Origin of the sequence: Actinokineospora auranticolor, assembly GCF_002934265.1 — a bacterium.
Lineage (GTDB): Bacteria > Actinomycetota > Actinomycetes > Mycobacteriales > Pseudonocardiaceae > Actinokineospora > Actinokineospora auranticolor.
On the sequence record NZ_PTIX01000010.1, the window covers coordinates 184,646 to 200,062 of the forward strand.

The window sequence follows — 15,417 nt, forward strand, 5'->3', positions numbered from 1 at the left end:
GGGAGCATGCCTCCGGCCCCCGGTATCCGGCCTAGTGGCGGGTACCGACGATTCCGCTGAGCCGATCATGGCGGCTGTGCACAACTCGGCCGGATCGCCACTCGATCGTGGATCCGTTCTCGCAGTGCGGAACCGCCGCCCTGGTTGTCCACAGGCTTGATCGTCTTTCGCCGGGACTGTCGGTCCTGCTCGGTAGAATTGACACCGGGGGCCGGAGGCATGCCCACCGGGGTGGGCGGGGTCGTGCGGCGGCGATGTCAAGGCGGAGCTGCCTGGTTCGCGGACCGCGGTGAACCGGGGCAGGCGAACCCCCGGTCAGGCCGCGATCAGCTCGACCGTGGGTGTCGACAGCTCCACCACGATCGCGGTCGCGTTGTCGCTGCCGTTCTCCGCGGCGCGGACCAGGGCCGCGGCCGGGTTGGTCGCCGTGCCCAGGATCTCCGCGATCCGCGCGGCGTCGAGGCGCTTGTGGATGCCGTCGGTGGTCAGCAGGAGGGTGGCCGGGCGGTAGTGGTCGACCTGGCCGACGGCGCCGCTCTCCCCCGCCGTGCGGACGCTGGAGGTCACCACCGCGTCCAGCCGCGGCGCGACCTGCACGCCCCGGTCGCGGAAGTACTGGCCGACGGTGTGGTCCGCGGTCAGCTGGGTGAGGGTGCGGCCGTCCCAGGTGTAGGCGCGGGTGTCGCCCGCCCACGCGATCCGGAAGCCGTCCGGGGTCGACTGGGCCACGACGAGGACGCAGTCGCCCGCGGCCAGGGTGCGGACGGCGTCGCGCGCGGCCAGGACGGCCTCGCGCGGGGTGCCCCCCGCCAACACGGCCGTGGCGGCGGCGACCCGGGCCGCGCGGGCGGCAGTGGGGTCGTCGCCGATGCCGTCGGCCAGCGCGAAGGTCATCTCGCCGTCGGGGGTCCGCCGGGAGGCCGCCGCGTCGGCGTTGACGTGGCGGTGGCCGAGGGTGCCCGCCACGTGCCAGATACGGGTGTCCGCCATGACCACCGCCTCCTCCAGGTCCGCTGCCTACCCGAACCAGGGTCGGCCCGGAGCCTGTGGAAACCCTGTGGGTCCGCTGACCCCTCCCTTTGAGAATGCGGACCGGCGGGCTAGATTGGGGTCGCCTCCGCCGCCAGGCCCACCAGGGGCAGCTCGATCCGGATCGTCGTGCCGCCCGCGGCCGAGCGGGTGAACGTGATCCCCCCGCCGTGCCGCTCGGCGATCGCCCTGGCCAGGGTCAGGCCGAGGCCGGAGCCGATCAGCGGGTCGCCCTCCGCGCCGCTGCCGCCGTCCGGCATCGTGGTGAACATCCGGCTCGCGGCCACCGGCAGCGGGTTCTCGTCGGTCACGTCCAGCGACCACCGCTCCGCGTCGACGTGGGAGGTGACCCGCACCGTGGTCGACGGCGGCGAGCTGCCGATCGCCGCGGCCACCACGTGGTGGATCATCCTGGCCAGCAGGTCCCGGTCCCCCGTGAGCACCGTGACGGTGGGCGGCGGCCGGTGCGCGACCACCACCGACCGCGCCGCCGCGTGGCTGGCCAGGATGGCGATCTGCTCCAGCACCAGGGTCTCCATCCGGGTGTGGGTGATCACCAGGCTCCGGCTGTGCGACTCCAGCCCGGCCAGGAACAGCAGCGTCTCCACCAGCGTCGCGAGCCGGTTGACGTTGCGCTGCACGGCCTGGCCGAGGACCCGGTCCCCCGCGCCGTCGGCCAGCATCGGGGTCAGCGACGTCAGCGTGGTCAGCGGCGTGCGCAGCTCGTGCGACACCGTCGCGATGAACTCCGTCTTCAGCGCCGCCAGCCGGGACAGCTCCTCGTTGCGGCGCACCAGCGCGGCCTGCAGCTCCACCTGCTCGGTGACGTCGCGCATCACCCACAGCGCGCCCAGCCGCAGCTTCCCCACCCGCACCGGCACGAAGTCCAGCTCCACGACCTTGTGCGGCCCCAGCCCCACCATCGCGCCCCGCACCGGCACGCCGTCGGCCATGCAGCGGCGGGCCAGGTCGTCGAGCTCGGTGTAGTACGCGGGCGGCAGGCCGCGCAGCCGGTGGATGTCCTCCCAGCTCAGCCCGGCCAGCTCGGCGGGCGGCTTGCGCAGGTCCAGCAGCGCGGTGGCGGCGGTGTTGGCGATCAGCAGGACCCGGTCGGCGTCCTGCAGCAGCACGCCGACCTCCAGCGAGTCCACCAGGATCTTGAGCTGGGTGGCGATCAGCCGCAGGGTGCTCTCGGTCTCGTGCAGGTCGGTCACGTCGCGGCCGTAGGCGATCAGGCCGCCGATCAGCGGGTCGTCGTAGCGGTCGAAGATGTCGATGTCCATGACCATCCACCGGTCCTCCGGCAGCCGCACGCGGGCGGTGTGCCGGTCGTGGCCGCCGGGCTCGCGCTCGTGCAGCGAGGACATCAGCGACAGCAGCGTGCGCTGGTCGTCCGGGTGGACCATGCCCGAGATGGCCGACGTGTTCGTCTCGTCGTAGCGCACCACCGTGCCGTCCGGCCAGTGCGTCATGTTGCCCCAGCGCAGCCCGCCGTCCGGGGCGAACAGCGCGATGAAGCTGGGCGACTGGGACAGCACCGCGTCCCGGAAGTCGACCGCGCCGCCGTCGGCGCGGCTCGCGTCCAGGGTGGCGGCGACGGTGTCGACCAGCGGCGCCAGCCGCGGGTCCGGCTCGCCGTCGCAGCACACCGACAGCGCGTCACCGGTCCGCAGCGGGATGACCACCGCCGCGCCGTCGACGGGCGCGCCGACGACCGCCTCGACCACACCGGGCAGCCCCCGCAACAGCGCCACCGCGACGGGCACGGCTTGTCCGGACCGGTCGGCCCAGCTCACCGCGCGCACCGCTGCCGCGCAGTCCCAGCGGGGAACCGCGTTCGGGTCGGGCATGTGTCCTCCTCGTCGTGATCCAGTGTGGCGAACGCGTCCACCCGGACCCCGGCAGCGACAACCGTTCCGCACCGCATTCGCTACCACCGGCCACTCGTTGGGGTGAAAAACGTCCCGAGTGGACCGGATCCGCGCGCGGTCGGCGGGTGCGCTCGTAGTGTGGCGCCGGGGACGCCCCGTACCGCCAGTGGAGTGAACTGATGACGGACCAGGCAGGTCAGCGAGCTCGGCCCGCGCTCGCGGGCCTGCTCGACGAGGCCGCGCGCCTGCTGTCCAAAGACGACCCGGAGCAGGTCGCGTCCCTGTTGGACGAAGCCGCGAGAGGCGGGCTGGGCGCGGACGACGCGGCGGTGCTGCGCTCGGTCATCGCGCTGGTGCGCGCCTTCGGCGACCGCGACGCCGCGGTCCCGCAGCCCCGGCTGGGCAACCACCCGGTGGCCGACCGCGCCCTGGTGGTCACGGTCAGCTCCGACGGCACCATGGTCGCCGCGCCGGAGGCGGTGCGCGACGTGCTGGGCTACCCGCTGGGCACCGTGGTGGTCAGCCGCTTCCGCGAGCTGATCCACCCGCACGACCTGGCGCCGCTGCAGCGGGCCTTCGGCGCGCTGATGGCGTTGCCCGGCAACCAGATCGAGCTCGACGCCCGGGTCAGGCACGCCGACGGGCGGTGGCTGGTGCTGGCCGTGTCGATGATCAACCTGATGGACATCGCGGGCATCAACGCCGTGGTCGCGCACGCGCACAACGTCACCGAGCGGCGGGCCGCGGAGGCCGCGGTGGCGCTGGAGCGGGCCCGGCTGCGCGAACTGGTGCTGCACCTGGCGGGTGGCGTGGTCGTCGACGACGGCCACCAGGTGCTGATGGACAACGCGGCGTTCGTCCGGCTGTTCCACCCGGACCGCGACATGACCGGCGCGACGGTGACCGACCTGGTGGAGCTGGTGGCCGCCGAGTGCGCCGACCCGACGGCGGCCTGGGACATGCTGGAGCGGATGGTCGTCTCCGGGCTCACCCACCGCGCGGTGCGGCTGGCGCTGGCGGGCGGGCGCACGGCCACGGTGGACATCGTGCCGCTGCGCGCGGACCACGCCGCGGGCACGCTCTGGTACTTCCGCGACATCACCCGCGAGTCGCTGGCCCGCAGCGAGCTGGAGGAGACCAACCGGGCGCTGGAGGAGGCCGCGGCGCTCAAGGGCCGGTTCGTGGCCACGGTCTCGCACGAGCTGCGCACCCCGCTGACCGCCGTGCTGGCCTTCGGCGAGATGCTCGCGGACAGCTCCGAACCGCTGACCAAGCACCAGTCCGCGCACCTGGAGGTGATCAACCGCAACGCCGCCCGGTTGCTGCGGCTGGTCGACGACCTGCTGCTGCTGTCGCGCCTGGAGACCAACCAGCTGTCCATGTCGTTCGCCGAGGTGGACATCGCCGACCTGGTCACCAAGGCCACCGAGAACCACACCGCGCTGGCCGCCCGGGAGCGGATCACCATCACCTGCGCGGTGCTGCCCGGCCCGGTCATCACCGGCGACCCGGCCCGGCTGACCCAGGTGCTGGACAACGTGATCAACAACGCGCTCAAGTTCACCCCGGCGGGTGGTTCGGTCCGGGTCTCCGCGCACTCCGACGCCGCGGCGTGGACGATCGCCGTCGCGGACACCGGCATCGGCGTGCCCGCCGAGGAGCTGCCCGGCCTGTTCGAGGCCTTCACCCGCGCGTCCAACGCGGGTGAGGCCGGGATCCCGGGCAGCGGACTGGGGCTGTCGATCTGCAAGGAGATCGTCGCGGTGCATCTGGGCTCGATGACCATCGAGAGCACGGAGGACGAGGGGACCACGGTGCGCATCACGCTGCCGCTGCGCGGTGCGCAGGCATGAGTCGGGGAGGACACACATGAGCTCGGTGCTGGTCGTCGAGGACGAACCCGACATCGCCCTCGCGCTGCGGGTGATCCTGGAGAAGGCGGGCCACGAGGTGACCGTGGCCCCCGACGGGAAGCAGGGTCTGCGCGCGCTGCACGACTACAAGCCCACCCTGGTGCTGCTCGACATCGGCCTGCCGGTGATCGACGGCTGGGCGGTGCTGGAGCGCATCCGGGACGTCTCCGACGTGCCGGTGCTGCTGCTGACCGCGCACGGCATGGAGCAGGACAAGGTCCGCGGCCTGAAGGGCGGCGCGGACGACTACCTGACCAAGCCGTTCTCCACGGTGGAGCTGCTGGCCAGGATCGAGGCGATCCTGCGGCGCACCGAGCAGTCGGGCGGCAGCGCGCAGAGCGAGGTCTACGACGACGGCCTGGTGCGCATGGACCACCGGTCCCGGCGGGTGTACGTGGGCGGGGTGGAGGCCGAGGTCAACGCCACCGAGTACCGGCTGCTGGCGACCTTCGTGCAGCACCGGGGCGCGGTGCTCTCGCCGCGGCAGCTGCTGAAGCTGGTGTGGGACGACCCGACCGGCATCGGCGCGGACCGGGTCAAGTTCGCCGTGCTGCGGCTGCGCCGCAAGCTCAACTGGTCGGCGGAGGACTCCCCCATCAAGGCCGCGCGCGGCATGGGTTACCGCTACGACCCGCCCAAGTCCTAGGCGATCGTCACCCTCGGTAAATACCGACAATTAGCACAATAGTCACCTAAGGCCCCAATTCACATTTTCCGGCACCCCCGGCCAAGCTGGTCGGGAAACAGCCCGGAAAGAGCAACGCGGATGGCCGATACAGCGAATAGACGGAGCTCGACCGATTCCGGGTGGGCCACCCGTCCGCAGTGTTTAATTCCCATTTTCTCCAGTGTGCTCCAGGTCACCCGCAGCGCCGGTCCGCGGTGTTAATCTGCCCGGCCTTGCGTCTCTGGGCAGCGGTGCCCCGAGCGCGTGTCGGTGAGTCCTGGACCGACCTGGAGGGGCCGTGGCAGGCGAGGAGTCCCGTGACCGGGGCCAGTGGCCGGAGTTCGGCAGGCGGATGCGGCAGTGGCGCAGGCGCTGCGGGCTCACCCAGGCCCAGCTCGGCCTGCGCGTCGGGTACCACCACAGCCTGATCTCCAAGCTGGAGAGCGGGGTGCGGGTGCCGCCCGCGGGCCTGGTGGACGTGCTGGACGCGATCCTCGGCGCCGACGGCGAGCTCGTCGCCCTGGCCTGCGAACCGACCCGCGAACCGGACCCGCCGCAGCGCACGCTGCTGTCGGTCTTACCCGGCGCGGCCCCGCTGGCCGCCCCGCTCGCCGTGCGCGCCTGGCCCACCGCGCTGCCGCCCGACGGCGTCGCCTGCCCGCTGCACGGCTCGGCCGGGTGCGCGGTGCCGGACCTGGAGACCACCCGCGACCTGCTGGCCCTGCTCGCCCCGCACCGGACCCCGCCGCGCGGGCTGGAGCCCGACCTCACGCACGTGTTGGCCGCGCTGCTGGCCGAGTACGCCAGGCTGAGCCTGGAGAGCGGCTCGGCGGGCATCCTGGACGCCGTCGAGTGGCTGCTGCACGCGCTGACCAGGCTCGGCGACGCCGACGAGCCCAACCCGGCGCACCAGCGGCTGGCCGCGCACTTCGCCGCCATCGCGGGCAGGCTGCGCATGCACCGCGGGCAGACCGCGCTGAGCATGGCCTGGTTCGGCCACGGCCTGGCCCGCGCCGACCTGACCGGGGACGTCGGCGCCCGGGTGCGGTTGCTGGCCGAGGTGTCCACCCTGGCCCGCCTCGACGGCGACGCGGGCACCGCGCTGGCCTGCGGCCGGGCGATGGCCGCGGCCGACCCGGACCGGGCGTGGACGCACACCCTGGCCGACCTGGCGCTGGCTCGCGGGTACGCGCTGACCGGGGACGACGGCGCCTGCCTGCGGCACCTGGACGCCGCCGAGTCCGGGCTGGTCCGGCTCGGCGACCGCGACCACCTCGAGGTGCCCTGGCTGACCGGTGACCTGGGCGGGCTGCGCGTGGCGTCGGCCAAGGGCGCGGCGCTGCGGGACCTGTCCGCGCGCACCGGCGACCGCGGGTTGGCCCGCCGCGCGGTGCGCGCCGCGAGCCAGTCGGTCGAGCTGGTGCCGGAGCGGATGCGGCCCGCGTACCTGCTGCTCGCGGTGCGGTTGGCCGACGCGCACGCGTGCGCGGGCGAGCCGGACGCGGCGGTGGCCACCGCCGAGCCGGTGCTGGCCGAGGCCGAGGCGGCCGGGCGCACGACCATCACCGCGGAACTGGCCGGGCTGCGCGGGCGGCTCAGCGGCCGGTGGGCGCGGGTCGGCGCGGTGCGCGCGTTCACCGAACGCGCCTCGGGGGCATACGACGACCCCATAGCGAAAGCGCGTCCGAAAATCGAACAAGGGTGAATGCGCCATTAACCAGCCTGGACGGTGAAATAGCCGCCGGGCAGACGTCCGGACCGATTTGCCGGATGTTGACAATCCCGCGTTCCCACTCACCACTCCATTGACTGTCACATGGCGATATCTGAATGCTTCGCTGCGCTCGGTGACGTTCGTGTCCCATCCCACGAGGCGGCACGACCACACCGGGCACCACCCTGCCCACAAGGAGCATTCGATGAAGCGCAGAACGATGGCGGCCGGGGTATCCCTGGCCGTCTTCGCCGGCGCTGCGGTCGCGTTGACCGTCAGCCCGGTATCCGCCAGCCAGCAGCAACAGCCGGGCCAGAGCCCGCAGGCGCTGGCTGTCTCCGCGGCCGACCTCGCCGCCACCAGCGGCCTGGACGCCCTGGCCAAGGGCCCGGACGAGAGCTACGCGCGTGACCTGGTCACCCCGTACCTCAACAACCTCTACTCGGTGAGCTACCAGCGCAGCTACCGCGGCCTCCCGGTCGTGGGCGGCGACGCCACCGTGCTCGCCGACGGCGAGGGCAAGGTCCGCTCGGTCATCGCCGCGACCGGCGCGAAGGTGGCCGTCCCGTCCACCAGCGCGCGGGTCACCAAGGCCGCCGCCGAGGCGACCGCCAAGGGCCTGCAGGGCAAGACCACGAAGGTCGAGTCCGCCCGCCTGGTCGTCAAGGTCACCGCCGACAAGCCCGCGCTCGCGTGGGAGCACCTGCTGATCGGCAACACCAAGGACGGTGGCCCCAGCCACCTGACCGTCTGGGTCGACGCCACCACCGGCGCGGTCCTGGACAAGGTCGAGGACGCCGCCCACGGCACGCTCAACAGCGAGTGGAACGGCAACGTCACCATCCAGACCAGCCAGTCCGGCAGCTCCTACCGGATGGTCGACACCACCCGTCCCGGCCTCCAGTGCTCGGACTACAGCGGCGGTGTCTTCACCAAGTCGACCGACACCTGGGGCACGGGCAGCGGTTCCAGCAAGGAGACCGGCTGCGGCGACCTGATGTACGGCGCGCAGCAGGAGTCGAACATGCTGCGCGACTGGCTGGGCCGCAACGGCCACAACGGCTCCGGCGGTTCGTGGCCGGGCAAGGTCGGCCTCGACCAGCTCAACGCGTACTGGGACGGCTCGACCATCACCATCGGCCACAACTCGGCCAACAAGTGGATCGCGGGCATGGACGTGGTCGGCCACGAGTACGGCCACGGCCTCGACCAGAACACCCCCGGCGGCACCTCCTCGGAGGCCGGGCTGGGTGAGGGCACCGGTGACATCTTCGGCGCCCTGACCGAGGCCTACGCCAACAACCCCAAGGACACCCCCGACTACACCGTCGGCGAGATGATCAACCTCCAGGGGTCCGGCCCGATCCGCAACATGTACAACCCGTCGTTGGTCAACAACGACCCGAACTGCTACAGCTCCTCGATCCCCAACACCGAGGTGCACAAGGCCGCGGGTCCGATCAACCACTGGTTCTACCTGCTGGCCGAGGGTTCCGCCCCCGGCGGCGGCAAGCCGAACAGCCCCACCTGCAACAACACCACCGTCACCGGTGTGGGCATCCAGAACGCGGGCAAGATCTTCTACGGCGGCATGCTGCTCAAGACCAGCGGCATGACCCACCGCAAGTACCGGGTCGCCACCCTCACCGCGGCGAAGAACCTGGACTCGACCTGCAACCTGTACAACAAGACCAAGGCCGCGTGGGACGCCATCTCGATGCCCGCGCAGACCGGTGAGCCCACCTGCACCGGCACCCCGGGCAACGACTTCTCGGTCTCGCTGAACCCGTCGTCGGGCTCGATCGCCAAGGGCAGCTCCGGCTCGTTCTCGATCGGCACCCAGACCACCTCGGGCCAGGCGCAGAGCGTCACCCTGTCCGCCTCGGGCCAGCCCAGCGGCGTGACCGTGTCGATCAACCCGACCTCGGTCCAGACCGGTGGCTCGGCCACCGCGTCGGTGAACGTCGGCGCGAACGTCGCCAACGGCACCTACACCGTCACCGTGACCGCCACGGGCAGCGCGACGCACACCGCGACGTACAGCCTGACCGTGACCGGTGGCGGCGGCGACCCCGACCCGGGCGCCCCGAACATCGACGTGAACGCCGTGCAGGGCCACCTGACCCAGCTCAACTCGATCGCGTCGCAGAACGGCGGCAACCGCCGCGCCGGTAGCGCGGGCTACACCGCGTCCGTCGCGTACGTGAAGGCCAAGCTGCAGGCCGCGGGCTACACCCTGTCCGAGCAGGTCTGCACCGGCTGCACCTACCGCTCCAACAACCTGATCGCCGACTGGCCCGGTGGCGACGCCGCCCAGACGATCATGTTCGGCTCGCACCTCGACAGCGTCGCGGCGGGCCCCGGCATCAACGACAACGGCTCCGGTTCCGCGGTGCTGCTGGAGAACGCGCTGCAGCTCGCGGCGCGCAACCCGAAGATGGCCAAGCACGTCCGGTTCGCCTGGTGGACCGATGAGGAGCAGGGCCTCAACGGGTCGAAGTTCTACGTGGGTCAGCTGACCGCCGCCCAGCGGTCGCAGATCAAGGCGTACTACAACTTCGACATGATCGGCTCGAAGAACGGCGGCTACTTCATCAACAACATCACCACCGCCGCCGCGCAGCCGCTCAAGGCCTACTGGGACACCCTGAACCTGTCCCCGGAGGAGAACGTCGAGGGCGCGGGCCGCTCCGACGACTACTCCTTCCAGCAGGCCGGTATCGCCTCCTCGGGCTACGCGACCGGTGCCTCCGCCCGCAAGACCTCGGCGCAGGCGCAGAAGTGGGGCGGCACGGCGAACGCCGCGTACGACTCCTGCTACCACTCCGCGTGCGACACCACCAGCAACATCAACGCCACCGCGCTCGACCGCGGTGCCGACGGTGTGGCGTACACGATCTGGAAGCAGGCCGTCGACTCCACCCCGCAGCCCGGCAACGACTTCTCCGTCTCGGTGAACCCGGGCTCGGCGACCGTCCAGGCGGGCAACAGCACCACCACCCAGGTGTCCACCCAGACCACCTCGGGTTCGGCCCAGAACGTGACCCTGTCGGCCACCGGCGCCCCCTCCGGCGTCACCGTGTCCTTCAGCCCGTCCTCGGTCCAGACCGGTAGCGGCTCGACCGCCACCATCTCCGTCGGTTCCTCGGTGGCCACGGGTACCTACCCGATCTCCATCTCGGGCGTCGGCTCGGTGTCCCGCTCGGCGACCTTCACCCTGACGGTCAACGGCGGCGGCGGTGGCACCTGCACCGGCTCCGACGTCATCCAGAACGGCGGCTTCGAGAGCGGCACCGCGCCGTGGACCACCACCTCGGGTGTCATCGACGCCTCCGCCCAGGAAGCCCCGCACGCGGGCAACTACAAGGCGTGGCTGAACGGCTGGGGCAGCCCCCGCACCGACAGCGCGCAGCAGACCGTCAGCATCCCGGCGGGTTGCTCGAACTCGACGCTGACCTACTGGCTGCACGTCACCACCGCCGAGACCGAGCAGGTCGACTACGACACGCTCACCGTGACCGTCAACGGCACCACCGTGGCCACCTACTCGAACACCAACGCCAACGGCGGCTACGAGCAGGTGTCGGTCAACGTCGGCCAGTACGCTGGCCAGTCGGTGACGATCAAGTTCAACGGCGTTGAGGACGCCAGCCTCCAGACGAGCTTCCTCATCGACGACGTCGCGCTGCAGACCAGCTGACCGAGCTCGACCGTCCCAACTGAATAGTCAGACGAAGCGGGGTGGACCACCAGGTCCACCCCGCTTCGCTTTTACCCCTCGACCAACCCGCTCAGCGCCGGGGGCAGCTCGCCGCGGTGCAGCACGCCGAGCCGCTGGGTCGCGCGGGTGAGGGCGACGTACAGCTCGGCCGCGCCGCGCGGGCCGTCGGCGAGGATCCGCTCCGGGTCCACGACCAGCACGGCGTCGTACTCCAGGCCCTTGGTCTCCGACGCGGGCACCGCGCCCGGCACGCCCGGCGGCCCGATCACCACGCTGGTCCCCTCGCGACCGGCCTCGGCCAGGGTGAACTCCTCGACCGCGGCGGGCAGCTCCTCGTCGGTGACCCGCCGGGCCCAGGGCTGGACGCCGCAGGCGCGCACCGAGTCCGGCGGCTGCGTGGTCGGCGCGAACTCGGCCAGCACGGAAGCCGCCACGGCCATGATCTCCGCCGGGGTGCGGTAGTTGACCGTCAGCGAGCGGTAGACCCAGCGGCCCGGCACGTACGGCTCCAGCATCTCCGCCCACGACCGGGCCCCGGCCGCCGTGCGGCGCTGGGCCAGGTCACCCACCACGGTGAACGAGCGGCCCGGGCAGCGCCGCATCAGCACCCGCCAGTCCATCTCGGACAGTTCCTGGGCCTCGTCGACGACGACGTGCCGGTAGGTCCAGTCCCGGTCCGCCGCGGCGCGCTCGGCCAGGTCGCGGGTGTCGACCTCGACGAACCGCTCGGCCAGGTCCTCGGCGTAGAGCAGGTCGCTGGCGAAGAGGTGGTCCTCGTCGTCCATGTGGTCGGCGCGGCCGACCATGCTCTCCAGGACCTTGGCGGCGTAGGCGGCCTCGATCCGGCGGTCCCGCTCGGCGGCGCTCTCCACCACCTTCGCCGCGGCCTTGTCCTGGCCGAGCACGTCGACCAGTTCGTCGAGCAGCGGCACGTCGGAGACCGTCCAGCCCTCGGGGTCGGCCCGGCGCAGGGCCGGGTCCGCGCCGTGGCGCTCGGGGTCGGTGTAGAGCGCGGCGAGCACCCGCTCCGGGGTCAGGACGGGCCACAGCGCGTCGAGCGCGGCGGTGAACCGGTCGTCGTCGGCCAGCTCCTTGAGCAGCGCCGCCCGCGTCTGCTCCCAGGTCTCCTTGTCGTCCCGGGACAGCCAGCCCTTGCCGATCCGGCCGATCACCCGCTCGGTGACGACGTAGGTGATGATCTCGGTGAAGGTCTCGCGGGCCTCGTTGTGCGGCAGGCCGCTCGCGCGGGCCTCGTCCCGCGCCCACTCGGCGGTCGCGGCGTCGATCCGGGTGGTGACCCGGCCCAGCTCGACCGGGATCGGCTCCGCAGGCAGCCGCTGGTGGCCCGCGATCACGGCGCCGAGCGCGTCGAGGATCTTCAGCGAGCCCTTGAGCCGCGCCGCTTCCGGTGTGTCCTCGGCGGTGACCCGGTAGCCGGGGAGGAGGCCGCCGGTGGTCGTGAAGACCACATCGGACTCGCCGAGGGACGGCAGCACGCGGCCGATGTGGTTGAGGAAGGCCGGGTTCGGGCCGACCACCAGGACGCCGTGGCGCTCCATGCGCTCGCGCTGCGTGTAGAGCAGGTACGCGACGCGGTGCAGGGCGACGACGGTCTTGCCGGTCCCCGGGCCGCCCTCGATGACCAGGACACCGGGGTGTTCCAGGCGGATGATCTCGTCCTGCTCGGACTGGATGGTGGCGACGATGTCGCGCATGCCCTCGCCGCGCGGGGCGTTGACCGCGGCGAGCAGCGCGGAGTCGCCCCGCTGCGCCGCGCCGGGCCTGCCGAAGACGTCGTCGGTGAAGTCGACGACCCGACGACCGCGGGTGTGGAACTGCCGCCTGCGCCGCATGCCCTCCGGGCTGGCGCCGGTGGCGGTGTAGAACGGCCGCGCGGCGGGCGCGCGCCAGTCGAGCAGGGCCGGTTCGTAGTCGTCGTCCTCGTCGAACAGCCCGATGCGACCGATGTAGGACGTTTCACCCGAAAGTGAGTCCAACCGCCCGAAGCAGAGCCCGTTGTCCGCCACGTCGAGCCGCTTCGCCTCCCTGGCGAAGGCCCGCACCTCGAAGTCGCGTTCCATGACCGTGCCACCGGTCCCCCGCAACGCGGACCGGAAGGCCTCGGTCACCCGGGCCCGCTCGGCGTCCAGCCGGTCGTACAGCCCGGCCACGTACTCCTGCTCGGACCGCAGTTCCGCGTCGTACCCCTGATCTGCCACAAGCCCCTCACCACATCGCGGTCCCGTGGTGGACACCCACCACGAGTAGCGATTGTGCGGGACGGGCGGGGTCTTGCGGCAAGTCCCCCGGTGCGCTATATGTTCAAGTGGGCGGAAGAGTGAATCCCGCTCCGGGTCTCCCGCGGCGCCGGACGTCACACGGCTCCGGGACTCGCGGCCCGACTCCCCCAAGACTTTTGGTTCCACCCCCGGCCACCGGGGCGGCTCGGTGACCGGGGATGGTAACCCCACTCTCGGCACCGCCCAGGGCGCTCTGAGGCCGGTCAACCCACATGCACCCCAGGACGGCGCTTGGGGTCCGGTTCGGCGGCGCGCAGGATCTCGCGGGTCACCGGGGCGGTGTCGCCCTGACCGAGGATCAGGTAGCGGAACAGGTGGGTGATCGGGTTGCCCTCCGACCACTCGAAGTAGCAGCGGGGGCGGACGCCGGTGGCGTCGCGCAGGGCGAGCAGGACGGCGGCGATGGCGTTGGGCACCGCCGGGCTGTCCGCGCGCAGCACGCGGTGGCCGCCGATCTCGACGCCGCGGACCCGCAGGACGTCGGAGAACTCCGAGGGGTCGATGACGTCGATCTCCAGGAAGATGACGTCCGCGGTGCCCGGCACCGGGTTCAGGCCGCGCTGCTCGACCTCCTTGTCGTCGTACTCGTCGACGTCGCCCGCCTGGCGCTTGTTGGCGATCAGGTTGATCCTGCCGTCGTGCGCCAGGGAGTCGGTGATGAAGCCGCGGGCCGCGTCGTCGAACTCGATGCGCTCGGCGCGCAGCTCCGTGGTCCGGGTGACGCGGGAGATCAGCGAGATGACGATGATCCCGGCGACGAAGACGGCCGAGATGGCGATGCCGTCCGGTTTCTCGATCACGTTGGCCACCAGCGCGTAGAGCAGCACCAGGGTGAGCACCGTGAACCCGGTGGCCGACGCGCGCGCCCGCCGCCGGATCGCGGAGACCATGACCGCGAACGCACCCGACACCATCATCGCCAGGATGCCGGTCGCGTAGGCGCCCGCCTGGGCGTTGACGTCCGCGCCGAAGGCGATGGTGATGACGACGCAGATCGCCGTGTAGACCAGCACCACCGGCCGGACCGCGCGGCCCCAGTCGGGGGCCATGCCGTACGAGGGCAGGTAGCGCGGCACGATGTTGATCAGACCGGCCATCGCCGACGCGCCCGCGAACCAGAGGATCAGCACGCTGCTGATGTCGTAGACCGTGCCGAAGACCTCACCCAGCCGGGTGTGCGCGAGGTAGGCCAGCGCGCGGCCGACGGCCGCTCCCCCGTCCTCGAACTCCGCCTTGGGGATCAGCACCGTCGTGATGAGACTGGTCGACACCAGGTAGACCGACATGATGACCGCGGCGGTGGTGAGCAGCCTGCGGGTGTTGCGCACGCGCGACGCCAGCCGCTCTTCCCGGTCCGCGCCCTTCGCGGCGACCAGCGGCATCATGCTCACACCGGTCTCGAACCCGGACAAACCGAGCACCAGCAACGGGAACGCCAGGATCGCCGGTCCGGCGATCCCACCGATACCCCCCGAACCGGACAGCGCGCTCCACCAGTCCGCGAACCGCGCGCCGTGGGTGAACAGCTCGCCGATGCCCTCCACCACGATGACCGCGTTGAGCGCGAGGAACACCGCGACCAGCGGGATGGCCACGCTGACCGCCTCGCTGAAGCCCAGCAGGAACACCCCGCCGAGCACGAGCAGCAGCACGACGGTGACGATCACTTCGCGGCCGTGCAGGAACGACGGGAAGAACGGGTTCTCCACCATGTGGACCGTCGCGTCGGCCGCGGACAGGGTGATCGTGATGATCCACGACGTGGCCACGAACCCCAGCAGCACCAGCACGAACACCTTGCCGCGCCAGAACGGCAGCAGCTTCTCCAGCATGGCCACCGAGCCCTGCCCGTTCGGGCTCTCGTGCGCCACCCGCCGGTACATCGGCAGCATGCCGAACAGGGTCAGCGCCACGATCAGCAGCGTGGCCACCGGGGACAGCGCGCCCGCCGCCACGGCGGCGATCGCGGGCAAGTAGGACAAGGTGGAGAAGTAGTCGACGCCGGTGAGGCACATGACCTTCCACCACGCCTGCGGTTCGCCGTGCTCCTCCTCGCTGGCCCGGCCCACCGGCTGCACGCGGTGTTCCATCAGCCAGCGGTTCAACCGACCGCGCGGTGGTCCGCCCCGGGTGGGTGATTCCACCGCTGCCGGGATGACGAACTCGGTCGTGCCCATGCGTGCCCCTCGCTGATCCCCGTGT

General features: G+C 71.8%; 8 protein-coding genes. 4 read left to right on the forward strand and 4 right to left on the reverse strand.

Annotated elements, in window-relative coordinates; translation table 11 throughout:
* Positions 1–315: 315 nt before the first annotated feature.
* Together CLV40_RS19760 and CLV40_RS19765 are read right to left on the reverse strand one after the other, a co-directional pair.
* On the reverse strand, positions 316–990 hold the full coding sequence (locus CLV40_RS19760) for a PP2C family protein-serine/threonine phosphatase (protein ID WP_104480530.1): 675 nt from the start codon (positions 988–990) through the stop codon (positions 316–318).
* 110 nt (positions 991–1,100) lie between these two features.
* Complete coding sequence (locus tag CLV40_RS19765; protein ID WP_104480428.1) at positions 1,101–2,879, reverse strand: PAS domain-containing sensor histidine kinase; 1,779 nt, start codon at positions 2,877–2,879, stop codon at positions 1,101–1,103.
* 200 nt (positions 2,880–3,079) lie between these two features.
* Between CLV40_RS19765 and CLV40_RS19770 the strand changes: the two genes are divergently transcribed.
* The 4 genes from CLV40_RS19770 to CLV40_RS19785 all read left to right on the forward strand — a co-directional run bounded on the left by CLV40_RS19770 (position 3,080) and on the right by CLV40_RS19785 (position 10,894).
* Positions 3,080–4,753, forward strand: coding sequence for a PAS domain-containing sensor histidine kinase (locus CLV40_RS19770; protein WP_104480429.1), 1,674 nt, complete (start codon positions 3,080–3,082; stop codon positions 4,751–4,753).
* A 16-nt stretch (positions 4,754–4,769) separates the two neighbouring features.
* Positions 4,770–5,459, forward strand: coding sequence for a response regulator transcription factor (locus CLV40_RS19775; protein ID WP_104480430.1), 690 nt, complete (start codon positions 4,770–4,772; stop codon positions 5,457–5,459).
* 319 nt (positions 5,460–5,778) lie between these two features.
* Complete coding sequence (locus tag CLV40_RS19780) at positions 5,779–7,185, forward strand: helix-turn-helix domain-containing protein (RefSeq protein ID WP_219824032.1); 1,407 nt, start codon at positions 5,779–5,781, stop codon at positions 7,183–7,185.
* Between the two features lie 214 nt (positions 7,186–7,399).
* The gene (locus CLV40_RS19785) at positions 7,400–10,894 is read left to right on the forward strand and encodes a M28 family peptidase (RefSeq protein ID WP_245931403.1); all 3,495 of its coding nucleotides are present in this window, start codon (positions 7,400–7,402) and stop codon (positions 10,892–10,894) included.
* Between the two features lie 71 nt (positions 10,895–10,965).
* On the opposite strand, the gene helR is transcribed toward CLV40_RS19785, so the two are convergent.
* The gene (helR, locus tag CLV40_RS19790) at positions 10,966–13,134 is read right to left on the reverse strand and encodes an RNA polymerase recycling motor ATPase HelR (RefSeq protein ID WP_181043602.1); all 2,169 of its coding nucleotides are present in this window, start codon (positions 13,132–13,134) and stop codon (positions 10,966–10,968) included.
* 284 nt (positions 13,135–13,418) lie between these two features.
* Positions 13,419–15,392, reverse strand: coding sequence for an APC family permease (locus CLV40_RS19795; RefSeq protein WP_104480432.1), 1,974 nt, complete (start codon positions 15,390–15,392; stop codon positions 13,419–13,421).
* Positions 15,393–15,417: the final 25 nt, after the last annotated feature.

Bases quoted from the DNA above. Each gene is read 5' to 3' on its own strand.
- CLV40_RS19760 (WP_104480530.1), bottom strand. From the start codon at position 990: ATGGCGGACACCCGTATCTGGCACGTGGCGGGCACCCTCGGCCACCGC.
- CLV40_RS19785 (WP_245931403.1), top strand. From the start codon at position 7,400: ATGAAGCGCAGAACGATGGCGGCCGGGGTATCCCTGGCCGTCTTCGCC.
- CLV40_RS19795 (WP_104480432.1), bottom strand. From the start codon at position 15,392: ATGGGCACGACCGAGTTCGTCATCCCGGCAGCGGTGGAATCACCCACC.
- CLV40_RS19775 (WP_104480430.1), top strand. From the start codon at position 4,770: ATGAGCTCGGTGCTGGTCGTCGAGGACGAACCCGACATCGCCCTCGCG.
- CLV40_RS19765 (WP_104480428.1), bottom strand. From the start codon at position 2,879: ATGCCCGACCCGAACGCGGTTCCCCGCTGGGACTGCGCGGCAGCGGTG.
- CLV40_RS19770 (WP_104480429.1), top strand. From the start codon at position 3,080: ATGACGGACCAGGCAGGTCAGCGAGCTCGGCCCGCGCTCGCGGGCCTG.